Here is a 17944-nt window from a genome sequence, read left to right as displayed (position 1 = left end):
AAGGGCAGGAATCCACCCTCGCCCCCGGGGAGAGGGTGACCGGAGGCCGGGTGAGGGGAAGAGGTGAGGCTGCTACGCCGCCACGGTCTCCCTGGCCTTGACAATCCGCTTGACGGCCTCCCCGATCCCCAGGGTGACGACGATCTCGCCGATGCCGGGGGCTTGGCTGCCGCCCGAGAGGGCGACGCGTACCGGCTGTCCCACCTGGCCCATCTTCCACCCCTTGTCGGCGCAAATCTCCTTGAACAGGGCGTCGATCTCCGGGACCGTGGTTGCGGCGGAACCGACCAGCCTTTGGGCCACCGCATCGTAGACCGCCCGCAGATGTTCCTTGTCGAACTTGGCCAAAGCAGCCGCGTCGTAGGCGTCGGGGGCCTTGAAATAGAACGCGGCCCGGTCGGCCATCTCTTCCAGGGTCTGGGCCCGTTCCTGAAGCGTCTTTACCACCGCGGCCACCTCGGGCCCGCCCTGGGGGTCGATGCCGCGGGTTGCCAAGTGGGGCAGGAGCAGCCCGGCCAGCCGGACAGGATCGCCCGTCTTGATGTAGTGGGCATTCAGCCACAACAACTTCTCCGTGTTGAAGACGCTGGCGGAGCGGCCGATGTTGGTGATGTCGAACTTCTGGATCATCTCCTTGCGGGTGAAGATCTCGTCGTCGCCGTGGCTCCACCCCAGGCGTACCAGATAGTTCACCAGCGCCTCGGGGAGAAAGCCCATGTCGCGGTAGGCCATCACGCTGGTGGCGCCGTGGCGTTTGGAGAGGCGGGCCTTGTCGCTCCCCAGGATCATGGGAACGTGGGCGAACCGGGGCACCGGAAAGCCCAGTGCCTCGTAGAGTTGGATCTGGCGCGGGGTGTTGTTGACATGGTCGTCGCCGCGGATCACGGTGGTGACCTTCATGATGGCGTCGTCGATCACGACGCAGAAGTTGTAGGTCGGCGTGCCGTCGCTGCGCTGGATGATCAGGTCGTCAAGCTCCTCGGCCGGGAAGGCGATGCGCCCCTTGATCAGGTCGTCGAAAGCCACCTCCCCCTCCTGGGGGGCGCGGAAGCGGACCACGAACGGCTTGTCGGCCGGTTGTTCGCCCAGTTCGCGGCAGGTGCCGTCATACTTGGGCTTGCGCCCTTCCTTCATGGCCTGGTCGCGCTTGGCCGTCAGCTCTTCGGCCGTGCAGTAGCACTTGTAGGCCTTGCCCGCCGCCAGCAGCTTCTGGACATACTCCCGGTAGAGGCCGAAGTTGTCGGTCTGGTAGAAGGGGCCCTCGTCCCAGTCCAGCCCGAGCCATTCCATGGCCTGGAGGATGGCGTCGATGGAGGCCTGGGTGGAACGTTCCACATCCGTATCCTCGATGCGCAGGATGAAGGTGCCCCCCTGTTTTCTGGCCAGCAGCCAATTGAACAGGGCGGTACGGGCTCCCCCCACGTGGAGGTAGCCGGTGGGGCTGGGTGCGAAACGGACGCGCAGGTCGGACATGGTGAATCTCCTTGACTATTTTAAGTGCGGCAGAAGCGTGGCATCTTTGCGGACGGTTACTATAGCACCGCCGGCCGGTCGAAAAAAGCACTTTCCCCGGCGGAAAACGAATACATCACCGCTCTCCGGCGCCCCGGCCGGCCAGAAAGCCCTGCCACGTGCCGCGCCGCCGCAGTTCGTTGACCACGGCGAACCACATCTGGTTGTTCTTCAGCCCCCACCGGGGCGCGACGCAGATCGCCAGCGGCGCCGAACCGTACAGACGCTGTACCGTGACGCGGGCAGGCAGCCGTTCCAGAAAATCGGCGGCCGCGGCCACGTATTTCTCCAGGGTGAGCGGTACGAATTCGCCCCGGCGGTACATGGCGGCCAACTCGGTCCCTTCGACGGCATGGAGCTGATGGAGCTTGACCGAGTCGATCGGCAGGGAGGCGATCAGGTCGGCGCTTTTGAGGAATTCCTCCCGCCGTTCCCCGGGAAAGCCGTGGATCAGGTGGGCGCAGATGTCGAAATTCCGCCCCGCCGCCCGCTTCACGGTGGCGATGAAATCCCCCACCGTATGGCCGCGATTGATCCGCGCCAGGATGGCGTCGTCCCGGGATTGCAGCCCCAACTCCAGGCAGACGTAATGATCGCGGGCGATCTCCGTCAAAAGGCCCAGCGCCCCGTCGGTCAGGGAGTCGGGCCGGGTGCCGACCGAGATGCCGATCACATCGGGATGGGCCAGAGCGCGGCGGTAGAGGTCGGCCAGCAGTTCCACCGAGGCGTAGGTGTTGGTGTATTTCTGGAAATAGACGATGAACTTCCCGGAGCCGAGACGGTGCCGATGGTAGGCCATGCCCGCCGCGAGCTGTTCTTCCAGCGGGATGACCGGTTGGGTGTCCTTGGGGGAGAAAGAGACGTTGTTGCAGTAGATGCAACCGCCGGTTCCCTTGCTGCCGTCCCGGTTGGGACAGGTGAAGCCGGCGTCCACGTTGACCTTGCTGATCCGGCAGCCGAAGCGCCGCCGCAGGTAATGGCCGTAGGAGTTGATGCGCAGTTCGTGATGGATTGCGGTGGGCAGCGGGTTTCCCAGGTTTACCAGGAGCTCCTGCGTTGCGCGGCACGGGTCGGGGGCCGCGCTGACGGCCGAGATCAAGGCGATGCGGGAACAGCCGGCCTCCCACAGGGCGGGCAGGTTTTCCGGCTTCACGCCGCCCAGGGCGAACACCGGGACCGGCAGCGCCTCCACCGCCCGCTGCAGGGCTTCACGCCCCAGGGGCGCCCCGTAGGCCGCCTTGGAGGGGGTGGCGAAGACCGGGCCGAAGGTGATGAAATCCGCCCCGTCACGCACCGCTTGGCGCGCCTGGGCCAGGCCGTGGCTGGAATAGCCGATCAGCATCGCCCGACCGCAGCGGCGGCGCACCTCGGCCACGGGTGCGGAGGCCGCCCCGAGATGGACGCCGTCGGCCCCCACCGCCAGAGCGACATCGACCCGGCTGTTGATGAAGAGCAGGGCTCCGAACTCCCGGGTCAGTACCCGAAGCGCCCGGGCAAGTTCCACGTACTCGCCGTCCGGCAGGTCCTTGTCCCGCAGTTGCACGGCGCGCACCCCGCCGGCCAGGGCGGCGCGCACCACGTCCAAAAGCGGCCGGCCGGCGGTCTGGGTGCGGTCGGTAATCAGATAGAGTGAGAAATCGACGGGTTTCATAGGGACATGGTGAACATACGTAACAAGAAGCCGTGAAGATGATTGTTGAAAAACTCCGGTTGTTCAAAAATAGTCAGATCGTCGCACCCGCAGAGAGCCATGAGGAGGCGTAGCAGCGCTACGCCGCACGAAAGGGCTTTCGAGGACGAAGGCCTGATGGCTGTTTTTCAACAACCTATCAGACTATCATGCCGTCCAGGGGGCTGGAGGCGTTCGCATAAAGCTTGCGGGGAATCCGGCCGGCCTTGTAGGAAAGCCGTCCCGCCTCCACGGCCAACTTCATGGCGCGGGCCATGGCAATGGGGTCCCGGGCTCCGGCAATGGCGGTGTTCATAAGCACGCCGGCGCAGCCCAACTCCATGGCGACGGCCGCATCGGAGGCCGAGCCGACCCCGGCGTCCACGATCACCGGGATCTTGACCGACTCCAGGATGATCCTGATGTTATAGGGGTTGCGGATCCCCAGGCCGCTGCCGATGGGAGCCCCCAGCGGCATGACCGCGGCGCAGCCGATATCCTCCAGCTTCCGGCACATGATCACGTCGTCGCTGGTGTAGGGGAGCACGGTGAAGCCCTCCTTGACCAGGATCCGGGCGGCCTTGAGCAACTCCTCGTTATCCGGGAACAGGGTCTTCTCGTCCCCCAGCACTTCGAGCTTGACGAAATCCGACATGCCCGCCTCGCGGGCCAGGCGGCAGGTGCGCACGGCGTCGTCAGCCGTGTAGCAGCCGGCGGTATTGGGGAGCAGGGTGTATTTCCGGGGGTCGATATAATCCAGGAGCGATTCCTTGCTCCGGTCCAGGTTGACCCGCCGTACCGCCACGGTAATAATCTCGGCCCCCGAGGCCTCCAGGGCCTCGGCAGTCTGTTGAAAACTGGCGTATTTGCCGGTGCCTACCATCAGGCGGGAGGTAAACTCGCGGCCGGCGATCGTCCATGTATCCTTTTGGGTTGTCATAGCAGCATGTCTCCTTGTGCAGCAACGTGTTGACTTCAGGCGCAGGGGGCTGGCGCGCAATTTGCCCCACCGCCTCCCTGCCCGTTTTTCATCCTCCGCCCACGAAGTGGACGATCTCTATCCTGTCCCCCTCCGACAGCCCACGGCTGTCGTAGGCCGCCTTGGGAACGATAGCCAGATTGACCTCCACCGCCACCCGTTCGCGCGGGAGTTGCAGATGTTCCAGAAGCCCGGCGACCGTACACCCCGCGGCGATGTCTGTCGTCTCGCCGTTCAGTACAATATTCATGTCTGTGCCCCCAAAACGCAAAAAGCCGCGGAAGCGGCTTGGAACATCTGAATGTTTGCGCTTCCCTACGCCGGCATTACCCGGATCAGGTACTAAGGGTCGCGACGCAGCGCCGCTCTCAGTCGAAACTCCCCCAGCGTTTACATTAACCTAGTGTATTGACGCGACGCTGTCAATCGAATTTATACCGGCACAGGGGCGAAAATAAAAAACTGAACCCCGCGTTTTTTCAATTCTTCTCCCCCATCCGCTATTTTGTGCTATAGTCTTGGCGTTTTCGTTACAGAATAAGCTCTTTAGTTTGAGGCCATAATGACCGAAAAGAGGATTATACGGCGGCTCAAAAAGCGTTTAACGATCCGTTTCGGCATCGACGGCGCCAACCGTGTGGCATTCAGCGAGGATATATCGGCAACCGGCATGTTCATCAAAAGCGCCAATGTCTGCCCGCCCAACAGCAGAATCAGGATCGAATTTACTGTCGATGACCAGCTGGTTCAGGTTGATGCCCGGGTCATGTGGGCAAAGAAAGTGCCGCAAAACCTCTTCCACCTGGTCAAGAAAAGCGGCATGGGGGTGCGTTTTTTACATTTTCAGGCCGGCGAAGAGCACTTCCTCCGGTTTCTTGAAACGGCATAACCACGGTTGGCGGCAGACGATGGACTCTCGACGGTTTCATGGCCTTGGGAAGGATGGCAGAGTATGGTGTGCAAAAAGATATTCATAGCCGCCACCGGGCAGCATTGCGGCAAAACCACCATCAGCCTGTCGCTCATGCATCTGGCCCGCAAAAAATATGAGCGGGTCGGCTTCATCAAGCCGATCGGCCCCAAGTGCATCGAGTACCACGGCCTGACCATGGACATGGATGCGGCCATGGTGGCCAGCGTTTACGGGCTGGATGAGGACGCGCACCTCATGTCGCCCATGACCCTCACGCCCGGTTCGACCAGAAAATTCCTGGACGGCAAGATTGCCCCGGAAACGCCCCGCATGCTTATCACCGGCGCGATTCGCGAGCTTGAGCAGAAATACGATTTTCTGATCATCGAGGGGGCGGGCCACGGTGGCGTCGGATCGGTGGTCGGGGCGAACAACGCCCAGGTGGCGACCATGGCGGGCGCACCGGTGCTCATGGTTACCAACGGCGGCATCGGCAATGTGGTAGACGCCGTGGAGTTGAACCTGGCACTCTACGAGCGGGAAAAAGCCGACGTTCGCGTTGTCATGGTCAACAAGCTGCTGCCGGAAAAGCGCGAACGCTCCCTTGCCTATCTGAAAAAGGCCTTTGGCGGAAGCGACCTGCTGGTGACGAGCGCCTTCGATTACAGCCCGGTCCTGGCCCATCCGACCTTGCAACATGTGGCCCAGATGCTCGGCCTGCCGCTCAAGGGGAACCCCGCAGAGAAAAGCCGCATCTGCCATAATATCCAGTTGGGAGCGGCATCGTCGCAGCGGGTCATCGACCATCTTGAGGAGTCCACGCTGCTTATCGTGACCAGTTCGAGGGATGAGTTGATTGTCACCGCCTCTTCGCTGCACCATATACCGGATTTCAAAAAGCGCCTGACCGGCCTGGTCATCAGCGGGCACGCCCCCATGTCGCTCATCACCCAGCAGATTCTCGACGACAGCAAAATCCCCTATATCCGCGTCGAGGAGACCTCTTCGGAGGTTTTTTACCGCCTCAGGGAGCATGTCTCGAAGATCGGCCCGGATGACCTGGAAAAGATCGAACTGATCAACTCCACCTCTGAAAGCTACATCGACTTTGCGGCTATCGATGCATTGTTGTAATGCACATTGTTGTGATGAACGATAATATGCCGCTTTTAATTTCAGGCAAAAACTTCTTGACCTGACACGGTTTTTGATATTTATAGACAAACATTCATATTTCCGGTGGTATTATGATCCCATTGACCCGTCTGGACAAGCAGGTGATGTATGTCAACCCCGACCACATCGTCAGTATCGAGGAGACACCCGATACGGTCATAACACTCTTCAACGGTTACCACTTCATCGTCAAGGAACCCGCTGCCGACATCATCACCAAGGTCGTGGCATTCCGCGCAAGGATCATTCGACGCGCCGGAGGCCCCACCGGCAGGAAGTACCTCGACAAGACGAAAAAGAATCTTTTTAGCAGGGCCACGCTGAACAGAGACAGTTCCATCGCCAATCGCGACGAGCACGAGCGCGTTCCATTTCACAGCCAGGAATTCTAGGACATGGATATAGCAACACTTATAGGTTTGTTAATGGGGTTCGGGGCCGTCTTCGGCGGCGCTGCGTTGGAAGGGCTGCACATGAGCGCCCTGATTCAGCCGACCGCAGCCCTGATCGTTCTTGGTGGCACCTTTGGCGCCACGTTCGTAAGCTTCCCGCTTCCTGCCATCATCAAGGCCTTCAAGGATGTCAAAAACGCCTTCCTCCCCCCCAAGGTCGATCACGAGGCGGTTGTCAAGGACATCATCAACTACGCCACCAAGGCGCGGCGCAACGGCCTCATATCGTTGGAACAGGAGGCACAGTCGGCCAAGGACCCCTTCATCAAGAAGGGGATCTCGCTGGTGGTTGACGGCATTGACCCGCAAAAGCTGCGGGAAACCCTGGAAGCCGACATCATGTCCTACGAAGATCACACCAAACACAGTGTCGAGTTCTTCGAGTCGGCCGGCGGCTACTCACCGACCATCGGTATCATCGGCGCCGTCCTCGGCCTGATCCACGTCATGAGCAACCTGTCCGACACCTCCAAACTGGGGGCAGGCATCGCCGTGGCCTTTGTCGCCACCATCTACGGCCTGATGGTGGCCAACATCGTCTGCATCCCCATCGGCACCAAACTCAAGATCCGCATGAAGGAAGAGGTGCTGCGGCGGGTCATGATCCTTGAGGGGCTGATCGCCATCCAGAACGGCGAGAACCCGCACTTCATCGAACAGAAGCTCAAAGCCTTTGTAGGCGCCCACTAACCCGCCATGGCACTGAAGCGAGAGCCCGAAAAACATCCGAACCACGAACGCTGGCTCGTTTCCTACGGCGACTTCATCACCCTTTTGTTCGCGGTGTTCGTCACCCTGTATGCCATGTCCCAGACCGACAAGAAAAAGGTCGAGGAGGTCATGCAGTCGCTTCAGCAATCCTTCGGCATGGTCACCGCCGGTGCGCCCGCGCCCAAGATCAACGTCATCCAGTCCAAACCGATCAGCATCATACCGACCATCAAGCCGGAGATGTCCGTTGCCCCATCCGGAAGGTCACGGAGCGGTCAGGCCCGTACCCGAGCCGAGGAGAAGGACTTCCGCCAGATCAAATCTTCCATCGAGGCTTATCTGGTGAAACAGGGCGCCCAAAACAAGGTCAACCTCACCATTACCCGGCGGGGCCTGATCGTCAGCCTCAAGGAGGCAGGCTTTTTCGATTCCGGCCAGGCCCAGATCAAACAGAGCGCCTATGAACTGCTCAACACCATCGCCGAGGTCATGACCCAGTATAACAACCCGCTGCGGATCGAGGGGCATACGGACAACGCCCCCATCAGCACCGCCCAGTTCCCATCCAACTGGGAGCTGTCCACCACCCGCGCCACCAATGTCCTCAAATACCTCCTCAAATACTACGACGCGGAGCCCGAAAAGATCTCCGCCACCGGGTACGGGGAATTCCGCCCGGTCGCGGACAACTCCACACCTGAAAACCGTGCCAAGAACCGTCGCGTGGATATGGTTCTGCTCTCCGGGGATGGCGAGCGCGGCGAGCCCTGAAACAACACCCGGCCGGTCTCCATTTTCCCGCCTTCCTCCCCACAGTTTGTGCCGCATCTCCCTCGAAAAGCGCCTTCTTCCCAATAGCGACATGTTCTGTCACATCCCCGTGCTATTGTTTCCTAAAACAATATGGAGGTGCTCGATGGAACCGATGGTATTGCTGGGATTGATCGCGGTTGCCTATGGGGGGTACGTGGCGTGGCTGGACCTGCGGAAGGATGTTTCAGCCCTGCTGCCCATCCGTGCCGCCAGGCGGGACGGACGTGCACGGGGCGGGGGGCGCTACCTGCAAGCGCCGATCAAGAAGGTGGCGGGGGTGTACGTTTGAAATCGCCTTCAACAGGCTGTTCTTAACGTGGGGGATATCCTTTTCCACCTCTTTCAGAAGCCGTTTCATCCGCTTGCGTTGCAGGTCGGCGGTGCCGCAGACCGGGCAGCAGCAGCAGACCACCGGCAGGGCGGCTTCGCGGGAAAAACGGATGATATCCTCTTCGGGCAGATACACCAGCGGCCTGATCACCACAGTCTCGCCGTTGTCCGCCAGCATGGAGGCGGCCATGGACTTGAGCGAGCCGACAAAGAACTGGTTCAAGAGCAGGGTCTCGATGAAATCGTCCTGGTGGTGTCCCAATGCCAGCTTGTTGCAGCCCAACTCCTGGGCCGCCGTATAGAGGGCGCCGCGCTTGAAGCGTGCGCAGATCGAACAGTAGGAGGAACCGGGGCGGCGCTTCTCCTGGATCAGGGTGAAGTGCTCGGTGGGCACCATGCGGTAGGTGAACCCGTTCTCCCGCAGGAACCGCTCGATGACGTCCGTGCGGTAACCGGGATACCCGGAATCGATGTTGACCGCCACGATCTCGAATGAAACGGGCGCGCGCCGCCGCAACTCCTCCAACAACAGCAGCAGGGTATAGGAATCCTTCCCCCCCGACACCGCCACGGCAATACGGTCCCCCTCCTCGATCAGGCCGAAGTCGGCAACGGCCCGGCCGACCCCATGCCGCAACCTTCTGAGAAGCCCCTTGTTTTTGAATTCGTCAAGCGCCGGCATCATAGCGTCACAATCCCCCGCTTTGTTCCACACGGGAGAAGAAGTCCCGCACCAGGGGGGTAAAGGTTTCGTGTTCCAGCAGGAAGGCGTCGTGGCCGTACGCGGAGGTGATCAGGTGATACTCCACCGGCTTCCCGAGGCCGCGCAGGCACTCAACCATCTCCTCGGTCTGGTAGGGGGGATAGAGCCAGTCGGAGGTAAAGGCGAAGAACTGCACCGGTGCAGCGACCGGGGCAAAGGCCTCGGCCAGCGATTCACACCCCAGGGCCACGTCATAAAGATCCAGCGCCTTGGCCAAGTACAGGAAGGAGTTGGCATCGAAGCGGTCCACGAAGTTGTAGCCGTTGTAATTCAGGTAGCGCTCCACCTCGAACTGGCCGAAAAAGTCGAACTGGCCGTCCTTGGCCGAGAAACGCCGGCCGAATTTCGTGTTCATGGATTCGTCCGACAGGAACGTGATATGGCCGATGCCCCGGGCCAGGGCCAAACCGTCCTTGGGGTTGTGCTTGTACTCCCCCTTGCGCCAGGTAGGGTCGTTGAAGATGGCCCAGCGGGCCACGGCGTTGAGGGAGATGGCCTGGGGGGACGGGCGCGGCGTCGTCGCCAGCACAATGGCCGAGGCGACGCTCCCGGGATGCTGGGTGGCCCACTCCAGGGCCTGCATCCCCCCCATGCTCCCCCCCATGACGCAGAAGAGCTTTTCGATGCCCAGGGCATCGATCAGCAGCTTTTGGGCGCGCACCATGTCGCGTACGGTGATGACCGGAAAGGCGAGGTTGTAACGTTTGCCGGTTTTGGGGTTAATGGATGTGGGGCCGGTGGAGCCGTGGCACGAACCGATGACGTTGGAGCATATTACAAAATAGCGGTCGGTGTCCAGCAGGCGCCCCGGCCCGACGATGGCGTCCCACCAGCCCGGTTTGGCGTCTTCTTCCCGGTGTTTGCCCGCCAGGTGGGCGTCACCGGTCCAGGCGTGTTCCACCAGGATGGCGTTGGAACGGGATGCGTTGAGGCGGCCGTAGGTTTCATACACAAGCGTGATCGGGGCAAGGAGGCGCCCGCTGTCCAGCCTGATGCCGGACTCGAAGGTTCTGGATTGTGCCGTGACGATGCCGACGGACATGAAAAAGCCCCTTCACGCGGTATGAGAAGGGGCTGAAACGCGACGTTTACAGCACACCCCTCATCTTTGCCTTTCGGCAGGAATTAGCACCTGACGCCTCATTGGCCGGTTGCTGTGGCTTCGCAGGGCCTTTCCCTCCACCACTCTCGATAAGCAGGTCTATCGAACAAGAATAGTGGAAGAACATGAACATTGTCAACCAAATATGCTGCCGCAGTAACCAGCGTGCCGCCCGCCCTGCGACGCGTGGAGGGAGGAGCGTGGCGGGGTGCGACGGCCCCGTATCCGGCAGATGATGGCGAGACGGGAAAAACCCGGCCCGAGGCGGCTCCCCACGGTGTCAAATTAGCTGGAAAAGGGGCGGGGCATCTGATATAAAACATGCCGAAATCATGAAGGATCAAGCACGTCCGAGGAGGAAATATGAAACGCCTGTTCTTGTTGCCGTTTTTGGCGGTGATGTTCGGTTGCGCCCAGAATCATTTCAATGTCCCTGCGGAACATTTTGCTGCACAGGTCAAGGTCCTCGGCGTGGCGCCCATCATCGTCGATGTGAACTCCGAGATCAAACACCCCGAGAAAGAGCAACTCGTCGCCCTGCTTGGCGACATGAACCGCAAGTATGAGCAGCAACTCGTGCGCAAGCTCAAAGCGACCGGCAACTTCTACACCGTGGCGCTCCTGGACGGCGACCCGCAGCGCATCTTCGCCAATCTCTTCTTCCGCAGCGAAAAACGGGACGACGCCACCATCCGGTATAACAAATACTTTTGGAAAACCGACGAATTGCGGGACTACCTCAAGAAAAACAATCTGGATGCGGTCATGCTGTTGGTAGTCAGCGGCCTCACCCAGAACGAAAAGGTGTACTCCAACACCCTGCTGGCGTCCCAGACCAGCGACTATAACTACCTCATTCTGACTGCCCAGATACTTGACGGCGACGGCACCATCCTCTGGGAGTACCCCAACTTCCGCGGGCGGATACTGTCATACTCGCCCCTGATCAATCTCCAGTATCCCGATTTCAGCGAGGCGGAAGCCAACTTTGCAAGCCAAGCCGACCTGAAGTTCAAAACCATCGACGGCATCAGGCGAACGCTGGACCAGCGGCAAAAGGACCTCCTGCTGCGGGAGACCCAGGAATCGGAGGTCTACGGCAAGCAGTTCGGGGATATCGTCTCGCTGCTGAAGTATGATGCCGACGACGAGAAGAAAGGCACCATACCGGCCAGCAAGCCGGTGCCCCGCCCGGCGGAACAGCCGAAGCCGGTCGAACAGCCCGCCCCACCCGCAGCGGCAAGCCAGCCTGCCGCCGTGCCGTCCGTGGCTCCGGCCGCACCTGCTGTTCCTGTCGCGCCGGCCACCGACGAGATCGTCCCCGCCAAGGGGAGCACGCTGTAACGGCCAGTCCTGCCGGACGTCCCCGGTTAGGGGGTCCTGCCCAGAAAACAACGACGCCTTTCCGGTACTCTTCGGAAAGGCGTCGTTGTTTATGACGTTATACGCTTCTCAGCGCAAGAGCCATTGGTGCAGGAGCGCCCCTCCCAGCCACAGGACGCCCCCCATGCCCAGCGCCGCCGGCAGCCCCATCCCCTTCCGCAGACAGAGGTATGCCGCCGCAAAAAAGACGCACGTGGGCAGCAACCCCCACAATACCCCTTTGAGATAGCCGTCGATGAGCGCTCCGTCTCCCGGCCGATCCGTGGCCAGCCACACCAGGACGATCAGGCTGATGAGCGGCATGGCGGCGATCAGCCCCCCCAGGGACGGGACGCGCCTGCCCAGCAGTACGCAGGCGATGATGAGGAGGTTGGCGGCGGCAAGCTTCAGCAGGAACATCTGATGATCATCAGCGACAGGTAATCGGGCGCATGGGCGGCGATCTCGGCAAAATCGGTCAGGACCTTCTGGCGGTCGCTCCCGACCCGTTCCACAAAAACGGTACTCCGTTCGCGGCCCGTCTGCCGGATAAGCTCCAGGATATCCCCGAAGACCGGCTTGACCTTGAGCAGCACGACCGTTTCGAACCGCGCCAAGGCAAAGGCGATCTTCTCCACGCCGGCGGTGGCGGGGATGACCACCATCTTCTCATCGGCCTCCACCAGCGGTATGCCGGCCGCGGCCGCAGAGGCGTTGACACTGGAGATGCCGGGGACGATCTCGATGGGGATATGGGGGCAGATCTCCCGCAGGATACGCTGCAGATAGATAAAGGTGGAATAGAACAGCGGGTCGCCGATGGTCACGAAGGCCACATCCTTGCCGTCCTCGGCCCGGACGGCGATCAGGGCGGCCGCCTCCTGCCAGGCGTGCAGCAGGCGGGCCTTGTCCGAGGTCATGGGAAACTGGTGGACGATGACCTCCTGGCGGCTTTCATCCAGAAATCCGCGGATCGTCGCCAGGGCGACGCTGGCCTCTGAAGGATTGGATACCGGCGCAAGGATCGTATCCGCCTGGCGCAGGACGCGCTCGGCCTTGCGGGTCAGCAACTCGGGATCGCCGGGGCCGACACCGACGGCAAAGATCGTGGCCATTATTCGTTCCCCTTGCGGGCGGTGATCACGTAGACCGGATTCTGGGCCTCGAACATCTTGTACTCGGTCAGGTTGCGGGTCTTGGCGATATTGACGCAGGCCGCCTCGGTCGTAAAGCCGTGGTCTTCCAGAAACTCGATCGACTTGGTCAGGGTATCCAGGGTCACGGCGTTCAGCACCACCACCCCCTCCGGTTTGAGGCGGCTGTCCACCGTAATGATGATCTCCTCCAAGTGTCCCCCCGAGCCGCCGATGAAGACCCGGTCCGGGTCCGGCAGTTCGTCCAAGGCGTCCGGCGCCTCCCCTTCCACCAGCTTCACGTTGCGGGTCGTGAACTTTTTCAGGTTTTCCCGGATAAAGGCCAGACACTGGGCGTTCTGCTCCACGGCAAAGATACGGCCATTGGGCATCAGGTTGGACGCCTCGATGGAGACGGAACCGCTGCCGGCCCCCACGTCCCACAGCACCAGGTCGTCCTGCAGCTGGAGCTTGGCCAGGGTGACGGCCCGCACCTCCTGCTTGGTGATCAGCTTCTTCGAGGTCTGGAACTCCTCATCGTCGATGCCGATCAGGGGGTAGTGGGTGAGATTCGGCGCGTAGGTCCGGATCAGAATCAGGATATTGAGGCCGGAAGGCTGCAACGGCAACTCCAGCAGGCCGCGCACCGAGGTCTTGGTGAACTTCTCTCCCGGCAGCCCCAGGTCTTCGCAGAGCCACGCCTCGTACCCCTCGGCGCCCCGTTCGATCAGTTCGGCCGCAATGGCGGCCGGGGTATTGTTCTTGTCGGTCAGCACGCACGCCTTTTCAGCGGCCACGATCTTGTCCACCGCCGGTTGCAGGCCGCGGCCATGCACCGACACGAAGATGGAGTCGTCCCACGGTTCCTTGATGCGGGCAAAGGCGTACTGCATGCTGGTGACATTGGGGAATATCTCGATGCGCTCCTTGGCCAGGTTGCGCAGCAGGAACCGGGAGACGCCGAAGAAGGTGGGATCGCCCGAAGCCAGTATGGCCACGCGCTTTTCGGTCTTTTTCAGAAAATCCAGGAGGTCGGAAAGCTCGCCAAAGAGCATCTTTTCGCCGGCGAAATCGGGAAAGCAATCCAGGTGCCGCTGGTGGCCGATCATCACCTCGGATTTGGCGATGATCTCCAGCGCCTTGGAGCCGAACCCCTCCCAGCCCGTGATGCCCGCCCCCACCAGATAGATCTTCTGCTGTGTCATTGCCTGCGTCCCCCGCATGGGATTCAAACCTGCTTGTGGGCAGGGACTATAGCATCCCGGCCGGTAAAAATCATCTCTTTACTGCCCGCCGTCAGCGCGTGTTCTCTTTAATCACCTGCCCCGGACTGACAAAGGAGATCCCCTGCCCGGATTTGGCGCCGATCATGACGCACTCCACGATGGGCGCGTTGATGGCCGTGCGGGCGTCCCAGCGGACGACGAAACTGGCCCCGAATCCGCCGGCCGTATCCTGCTCTCCCAGGTAGACATACGTGGAGCCCAGCGGCGGCAGCGTCAGCGGCTTGGCGAGGTGCGAGCGGAGCAATTTGCCGCCGGTGTCGTAGTAGTCTATGGCGGTGACCCTCATCGGGTGGTGCAGGTCCACATTCCGGATGCTCAGCATGGTCGCCAGACTGAAAGGCAGCGCTTTCGGCCCGCTGAAGACATTGGAATAGACCGGCACGTACACGGCCTGTCCCTTTGAAAGCCGGTATTCGCCCGCACTGGGGGCGGCCGAGGCTGGGCTGTGGCCGAAGATGGCCAGGAGGAGGGCCAGCCCTGCCAGCGCGATACGTGGGTGGTGTTTCATGTCATGCTCCTCAATTTGGACTGGAATTCGACGGCACCTCCGCTTCAGGCCGAGACGAGCCGCAGGTACTCCCGTTCGCTGATCAGATCACGGTTGCTTGCGACCCGGTCGAGGAAGACCATGCCGCTGATGTGATCGTGTTCATGCTGGAAGACGCGGGCGATGAAGCCGGACAACTCCTCCTCGCACACCCCGCCCCCGCGGGACAGGTAGCGCACGCCGATGCGCAGGCTGCGCGGCACCAGGCCGCGGATGCCGGGCACGCTGAGGCACCCCTCCCACCCCTGTTCGATCTCATCGGATCGCCAAAGGATCTCCGGATTGAGCATGGCGGTGGGTGCCATTACCGGGGCCTGAGGGTAGCGGGGATTGGGATGGGAAGCCACGATGAACAGGCGCAGCGGCTCGAAGACCTGTGGGGCGGCGATGCCGACGCCATTGGCCTCGGCCATGGTCGCCAGCATGTCGTCGATCAGGGTCTGGATAAGCGGATCGGCCGGGTTGCCGACACAGGCGGTTTCCTGGCGGAGAACCGGCTGGCCCAGTTGGGCGATCTGGCGAAGAATCGGCATGACAATATCTCCTTTTTCCTCCTAGCCCGCCACGTGCAGCGTGCCGAGGATCTCGGTGCAGACCAGGTCGTGCCCAAGCCCGCGGCAGTCGATCACCACATCGGCGCACGCCAGGTAGAGCCTGCGGCGTTCTTCGAAGAGTTCGGCAAAGCTCTGATCCGGGTGTTTCGCGATCCCTCGCCTCCCCAGGTCCAGAGCCCGCGACTCCAGGGTAGCCAGGTCAACATCCAGGAAAACGACAACCCCGTTCTCGGCCAGGTGCGCCATGGCGGGCCGGCTATAGACCGCGCTCCCGCCCGTGGCGATGACGTGCCCCCGGCACTCCAGGCCGAGCAGGATGCGTTCCTCGATCTCCCGCAGGGCCAGATACCCCTGGGAGTCGATGATGCTCTGGAGTGAGCGGCGCTCGCAACTCTGGATAAGGACGTCGGTGTCGATGAAACCCAGCGAGGCCAGCTTGGCGAGGATCACGCCGACCGTGCTTTTGCCCGCCCCCGGCATGCCGATCAGCACGATATTGGCGGCATCGCCCCGCCGGTCAGACACCTTCAACCGCTCCTCCCAGCTTACCCTGCACACTCTTCACCTTGTCTTCCATGGTCTGGATACGATCCGTGCGCGTCCCGACCCTCATGGTCGTGGAGATCCGGGGGGCGCCCATGCCATGCACGACCTCGTGGCACCGTTTGACCGCCGCGAACACCGCATCCCACTCGCCTTCGATATTCGTCCCGTTCGCATGCAGCACCCCCTTCAAGCCCGCCTGGGAAATGACCTTCTCACAGGCCGCCACATACGGCGATAACGATACGCCCACGCCGATCGGTATGATACACAGATCCACAATCACGTTCATGGAGAACCTCCCTCCCCGCCACGCACGGGTATCCTGTCGAACCGCGCCCATTCAAAATCCGTCCGCACCCGGTATTTTTGCTTATTATAGCATTTGTTTCAGGATTGCCATATTCTTGTTTGCCATTTTAGTCCCAGGCGAGCCGCTTGCAGCCTGCCAGACGGAGCGGCGAACAATTCTCCGCATTACTCCCCGAACGCCAGCGCCGCCCACCAGGCGGCAATGACCACGACAGCGCTGAGCAGCGCCAGCAGGACGTTCATCAGGCGGCCGGGGCGGCCGTACCTTCCCAGCAGATATTCCGTCAGCAGGCCGAGACAGGTCCCGAACAGAAAACCGAACAGGTGCGCCCCCAGATCGGTGTTTTTCCCCTCTGTGCCGAGCAGGGCCAACAGGGCCAGGGCCGACGCCACGGGGAGCGGCCAGCGCCGTTGCAACTGCTGCCGGTACCGCACCAGGCTGAGCGCCGCCAGAATGCCCACAGCGCCGAATACCGCGGTGGAGGCCCCCACCGAACTATGGCCGGGTGCCTGAACGTAGGCATTGGCAAGGTTACCGAGAACGCCGGCCCCCAGGAGCAGGCTCCAGGCCAGGCCGGAGCCGAGTTCACGACAGAGGAAGAGGACAAAGATGCCGCCGATGGCCAGGTTGCTGACCAGGTGCAGGCTGTCGGCGTGCAGCGTCAGGGCGGTCACGAGCCGCCACCACTGCCCCCCCCTGATCTCGGCGGCCTGGGCAGTGCCGAGCGCAGCCCAGTCCGGTTGGGAAAAGGTGAGCAGCATGCCTTCAAGCTGAGTCAGGTTGTGGAAGGTTGCCAGGAGCACCAGAATGGAGAGGGTGGCCAGGGTATTTTCGGCCAGGGGGCGGGCGGGAGGGGCCGCCGGTGGCCAGTCGCGGTTTTTCTCCTCAAAGAGGCGCAGCTCTTCCCGGGCCCGCTCCAGATGGCTGACCGGCACCAACAGGCATAAGCCGCCCCCGCTGCGTTCGAGACGGCACGGCACGGAGCGGGCATCCAGGACCAGCGCCCAGAGCTGGACCCGCCCCGTGGCAGGAGGCATGATCGCCGACGACGCGACCGGCCCGGGAGTGACCTCCGACCATTCTTCCTCGTATGACTCGCGTATTTCGCCCGTGTGCTCCATGGAGTAACTATAACCACCCCTGCCACACTTTACCAGGGTACCGCTTAAAATTGCGCCGACCGCGCCGCCTCCCTGCGAGGGTGACGGTGATTTATCGACAGCGGCATGCACGTACCGCCCGCGTGTTGCTTGACACGCCCGCAGCAGATAGTTATTATTCTTACATAGTAATAGTAACTCCAACAAGGATCAGAGGACGGACCATGGACGCTTTGCAGAAGCAGGTACAACAGTTCGGGGAGGCCTGCCGGGAAGCAGGCCTTAAGCTCACCCATCAGCGCCTGGAGATCTTCAGCGAACTGGTCCGGTCACCCGACCACCCCTCTGCGGAAGCGCTGCACCAGCGGTTGCGCAAAAAGATCCCCACCTTGTCGCTGGATACGGTGTACCGGACACTGGCAACCTTCGCACGACATGGTATGATTACCAAGGTGGAAACCGTCGAGAGCCAGGGGCGCTTCGAGGTGACGCTCGCTCCCCACCATCACCTGATCTGCAGCAGATGCAACACGATCATGGACTTCCAATGGCCGTCCATGGACGAGACGCCGCTGCCGGAAACGGTCAAAGAGTGGGGCAGGATCGACAACCGGAGCGTGGTGGCCTACGGGATCTGTAAAAACTGTCTGGGCGGATAACTGCCCCGGTGGCTGGTGTTTTTTTTG

At 61.6% G+C, this 17944-nt stretch carries 21 protein-coding genes, 1 pseudogene and 2 riboswitches; of the genes and pseudogenes, 7 read left to right on the top strand and 15 right to left on the bottom strand.

From position 1 onward, the window contains the following. Window positions 1-72: 72 nt before the first annotated feature. The 5 genes and pseudogenes from gltX to thiS form a co-directional block, all read right to left on the bottom strand. The gene (gene gltX / locus F6V30_RS04675) at window positions 73-1473 is read right to left on the bottom strand and encodes a glutamate--tRNA ligase (RefSeq protein ID WP_151155411.1); all 1401 of its coding nucleotides are present in this window, start codon (window positions 1471-1473) and stop codon (window positions 73-75) included. A gap of 115 nt (window positions 1474-1588) precedes the next feature. Beyond that, window positions 1589-2536 (bottom strand): tRNA modification radical SAM protein MnmL/YtqA, encoded by a 948-nt coding sequence (gene mnmL / locus F6V30_RS17265; RefSeq protein WP_218043311.1) that lies wholly within the window; start codon window positions 2534-2536, stop codon window positions 1589-1591. 9 nt (window positions 2537-2545) lie between these two features. Continuing rightward, window positions 2546-3163, bottom strand: a pseudogene (thiE, locus tag F6V30_RS17260) (thiamine phosphate synthase); the annotation flags it as partial. Between the two features lie 178 nt (window positions 3164-3341). After that, on the bottom strand, window positions 3342-4121 hold the full coding sequence (locus tag F6V30_RS04665) for a thiazole synthase (protein ID WP_151155407.1): 780 nt from the start codon (window positions 4119-4121) through the stop codon (window positions 3342-3344). Between the two features lie 88 nt (window positions 4122-4209). After that, on the bottom strand, window positions 4210-4410 hold the full coding sequence (thiS, locus tag F6V30_RS04660; protein ID WP_151155405.1) for a sulfur carrier protein ThiS: 201 nt from the start codon (window positions 4408-4410) through the stop codon (window positions 4210-4212). Between the two features lie 45 nt (window positions 4411-4455). Further along, a riboswitch (TPP riboswitch) is annotated at window positions 4456-4555 on the bottom strand. A 167-nt stretch (window positions 4556-4722) separates the two neighbouring features. Here thiS and F6V30_RS04655 point away from each other — a divergent pair. The 5 genes from F6V30_RS04655 (at window position 4723) to F6V30_RS04635 (ending at window position 8183) form a co-directional block, all read left to right on the top strand. Beyond that, window positions 4723-5049 (top strand): PilZ domain-containing protein, encoded by a 327-nt coding sequence (locus F6V30_RS04655; protein ID WP_151155402.1) that lies wholly within the window; start codon window positions 4723-4725, stop codon window positions 5047-5049. Window positions 5050-5115: 66 nt separating this feature from the next. Beyond that, window positions 5116-6207 (top strand): AAA family ATPase, encoded by a 1092-nt coding sequence (locus F6V30_RS04650; RefSeq protein ID WP_151156409.1) that lies wholly within the window; start codon window positions 5116-5118, stop codon window positions 6205-6207. Between the two features lie 113 nt (window positions 6208-6320). Continuing rightward, the gene (locus tag F6V30_RS04645; protein WP_151155401.1) at window positions 6321-6641 is read left to right on the top strand and encodes a flagellar FlbD family protein; all 321 of its coding nucleotides are present in this window, start codon (window positions 6321-6323) and stop codon (window positions 6639-6641) included. A gap of 3 nt (window positions 6642-6644) precedes the next feature. Beyond that, on the top strand, window positions 6645-7391 hold the full coding sequence (locus F6V30_RS04640; protein WP_149307459.1) for a flagellar motor protein: 747 nt from the start codon (window positions 6645-6647) through the stop codon (window positions 7389-7391). A 6-nt stretch (window positions 7392-7397) separates the two neighbouring features. Further along, entirely contained in the window at window positions 7398-8183 is a 786-nt protein-coding gene (locus F6V30_RS04635; protein WP_151155398.1) for an OmpA family protein, read from the top strand. A gap of 226 nt (window positions 8184-8409) precedes the next feature. Here F6V30_RS04635 and ttcA read toward each other — a convergent pair whose 3' ends face one another. Next, on the bottom strand, window positions 8410-9240 hold the full coding sequence (gene ttcA, locus F6V30_RS04630) for a tRNA 2-thiocytidine(32) synthetase TtcA (RefSeq protein ID WP_275938121.1): 831 nt from the start codon (window positions 9238-9240) through the stop codon (window positions 8410-8412). Between the two features lie 4 nt (window positions 9241-9244). Then, window positions 9245-10360 (bottom strand): homoserine O-acetyltransferase MetX, encoded by a 1116-nt coding sequence (gene metX / locus F6V30_RS04625; protein WP_151155396.1) that lies wholly within the window; start codon window positions 10358-10360, stop codon window positions 9245-9247. A 57-nt stretch (window positions 10361-10417) separates the two neighbouring features. Beyond that, a riboswitch (SAM riboswitch) is annotated at window positions 10418-10516 on the bottom strand. A 267-nt stretch (window positions 10517-10783) separates the two neighbouring features. Between metX and F6V30_RS04620 the strand changes: the two genes are divergently transcribed. Continuing rightward, window positions 10784-11764 (top strand): hypothetical protein, encoded by a 981-nt coding sequence (locus F6V30_RS04620; protein WP_151155394.1) that lies wholly within the window; start codon window positions 10784-10786, stop codon window positions 11762-11764. Window positions 11765-11872: 108 nt separating this feature from the next. Here the strand turns inward: F6V30_RS04620 and F6V30_RS04615 are convergent, their stop codons facing one another. From F6V30_RS04615 to F6V30_RS04580, 8 genes are all read right to left on the bottom strand, one after another. After that, window positions 11873-12202: a DUF3147 family protein gene (locus tag F6V30_RS04615; protein ID WP_151155392.1), complete on the bottom strand. Its 330-nt coding sequence runs from the start codon at window positions 12200-12202 to the stop codon at window positions 11873-11875. After that, window positions 12190-12897, bottom strand: coding sequence for a precorrin-2 C(20)-methyltransferase (gene cobI, locus F6V30_RS04610; protein WP_151155390.1), 708 nt, complete (start codon window positions 12895-12897; stop codon window positions 12190-12192). The genes F6V30_RS04615 and cobI overlap by 13 nt, the downstream gene beginning before the upstream one ends. After that, window positions 12897-14120 carry a precorrin-6y C5,15-methyltransferase (decarboxylating) subunit CbiE gene (cbiE, locus tag F6V30_RS04605; protein ID WP_151155388.1) on the bottom strand — a complete coding sequence of 408 codons (1224 nt, stop codon included), beginning with the start codon at window positions 14118-14120 and terminating at the stop codon, window positions 12897-12899. Before cbiE ends, cobI begins: the two co-directional genes overlap by 1 nt. A 91-nt stretch (window positions 14121-14211) precedes the next feature. After that, entirely contained in the window at window positions 14212-14709 is a 498-nt protein-coding gene (locus F6V30_RS04600; RefSeq protein ID WP_151155386.1) for a DUF3124 domain-containing protein, read from the bottom strand. Window positions 14710-14753: 44 nt separating this feature from the next. Then, the gene (def, locus tag F6V30_RS04595; RefSeq protein WP_151155384.1) at window positions 14754-15281 is read right to left on the bottom strand and encodes a peptide deformylase; all 528 of its coding nucleotides are present in this window, start codon (window positions 15279-15281) and stop codon (window positions 14754-14756) included. Window positions 15282-15302: 21 nt separating this feature from the next. Continuing rightward, a complete protein-coding gene (locus F6V30_RS04590; protein WP_246163206.1) occupies window positions 15303-15827 on the bottom strand; it encodes a shikimate kinase in 525 nt (174 codons plus the stop codon). Beyond that, the gene (locus F6V30_RS04585; protein ID WP_151126570.1) at window positions 15820-16137 is read right to left on the bottom strand and encodes an MTH1187 family thiamine-binding protein; all 318 of its coding nucleotides are present in this window, start codon (window positions 16135-16137) and stop codon (window positions 15820-15822) included. Before F6V30_RS04585 ends, F6V30_RS04590 begins: the two co-directional genes overlap by 8 nt. Before the next feature lie 185 nt (window positions 16138-16322). After that, a complete protein-coding gene (locus tag F6V30_RS04580) occupies window positions 16323-17279 on the bottom strand; it encodes a rhomboid family intramembrane serine protease (protein ID WP_151155383.1) in 957 nt (318 codons plus the stop codon). 203 nt (window positions 17280-17482) lie between these two features. Between F6V30_RS04580 and F6V30_RS04575 the strand changes: the two genes are divergently transcribed. After that, window positions 17483-17917 (top strand): Fur family transcriptional regulator, encoded by a 435-nt coding sequence (locus F6V30_RS04575; RefSeq protein WP_151155382.1) that lies wholly within the window; start codon window positions 17483-17485, stop codon window positions 17915-17917. Window positions 17918-17944 lie beyond the last annotated feature (27 nt).

The organism is Oryzomonas sagensis (assembly GCF_008802355.1).
GTDB classification, from domain to species: domain Bacteria; phylum Desulfobacterota; class Desulfuromonadia; order Geobacterales; family Pseudopelobacteraceae; genus Oryzomonas; species Oryzomonas sagensis.
The sequence above is the reverse complement of the archived record's forward strand: the minus strand, read 5'-3'. Positions and strand labels throughout refer to the sequence as shown.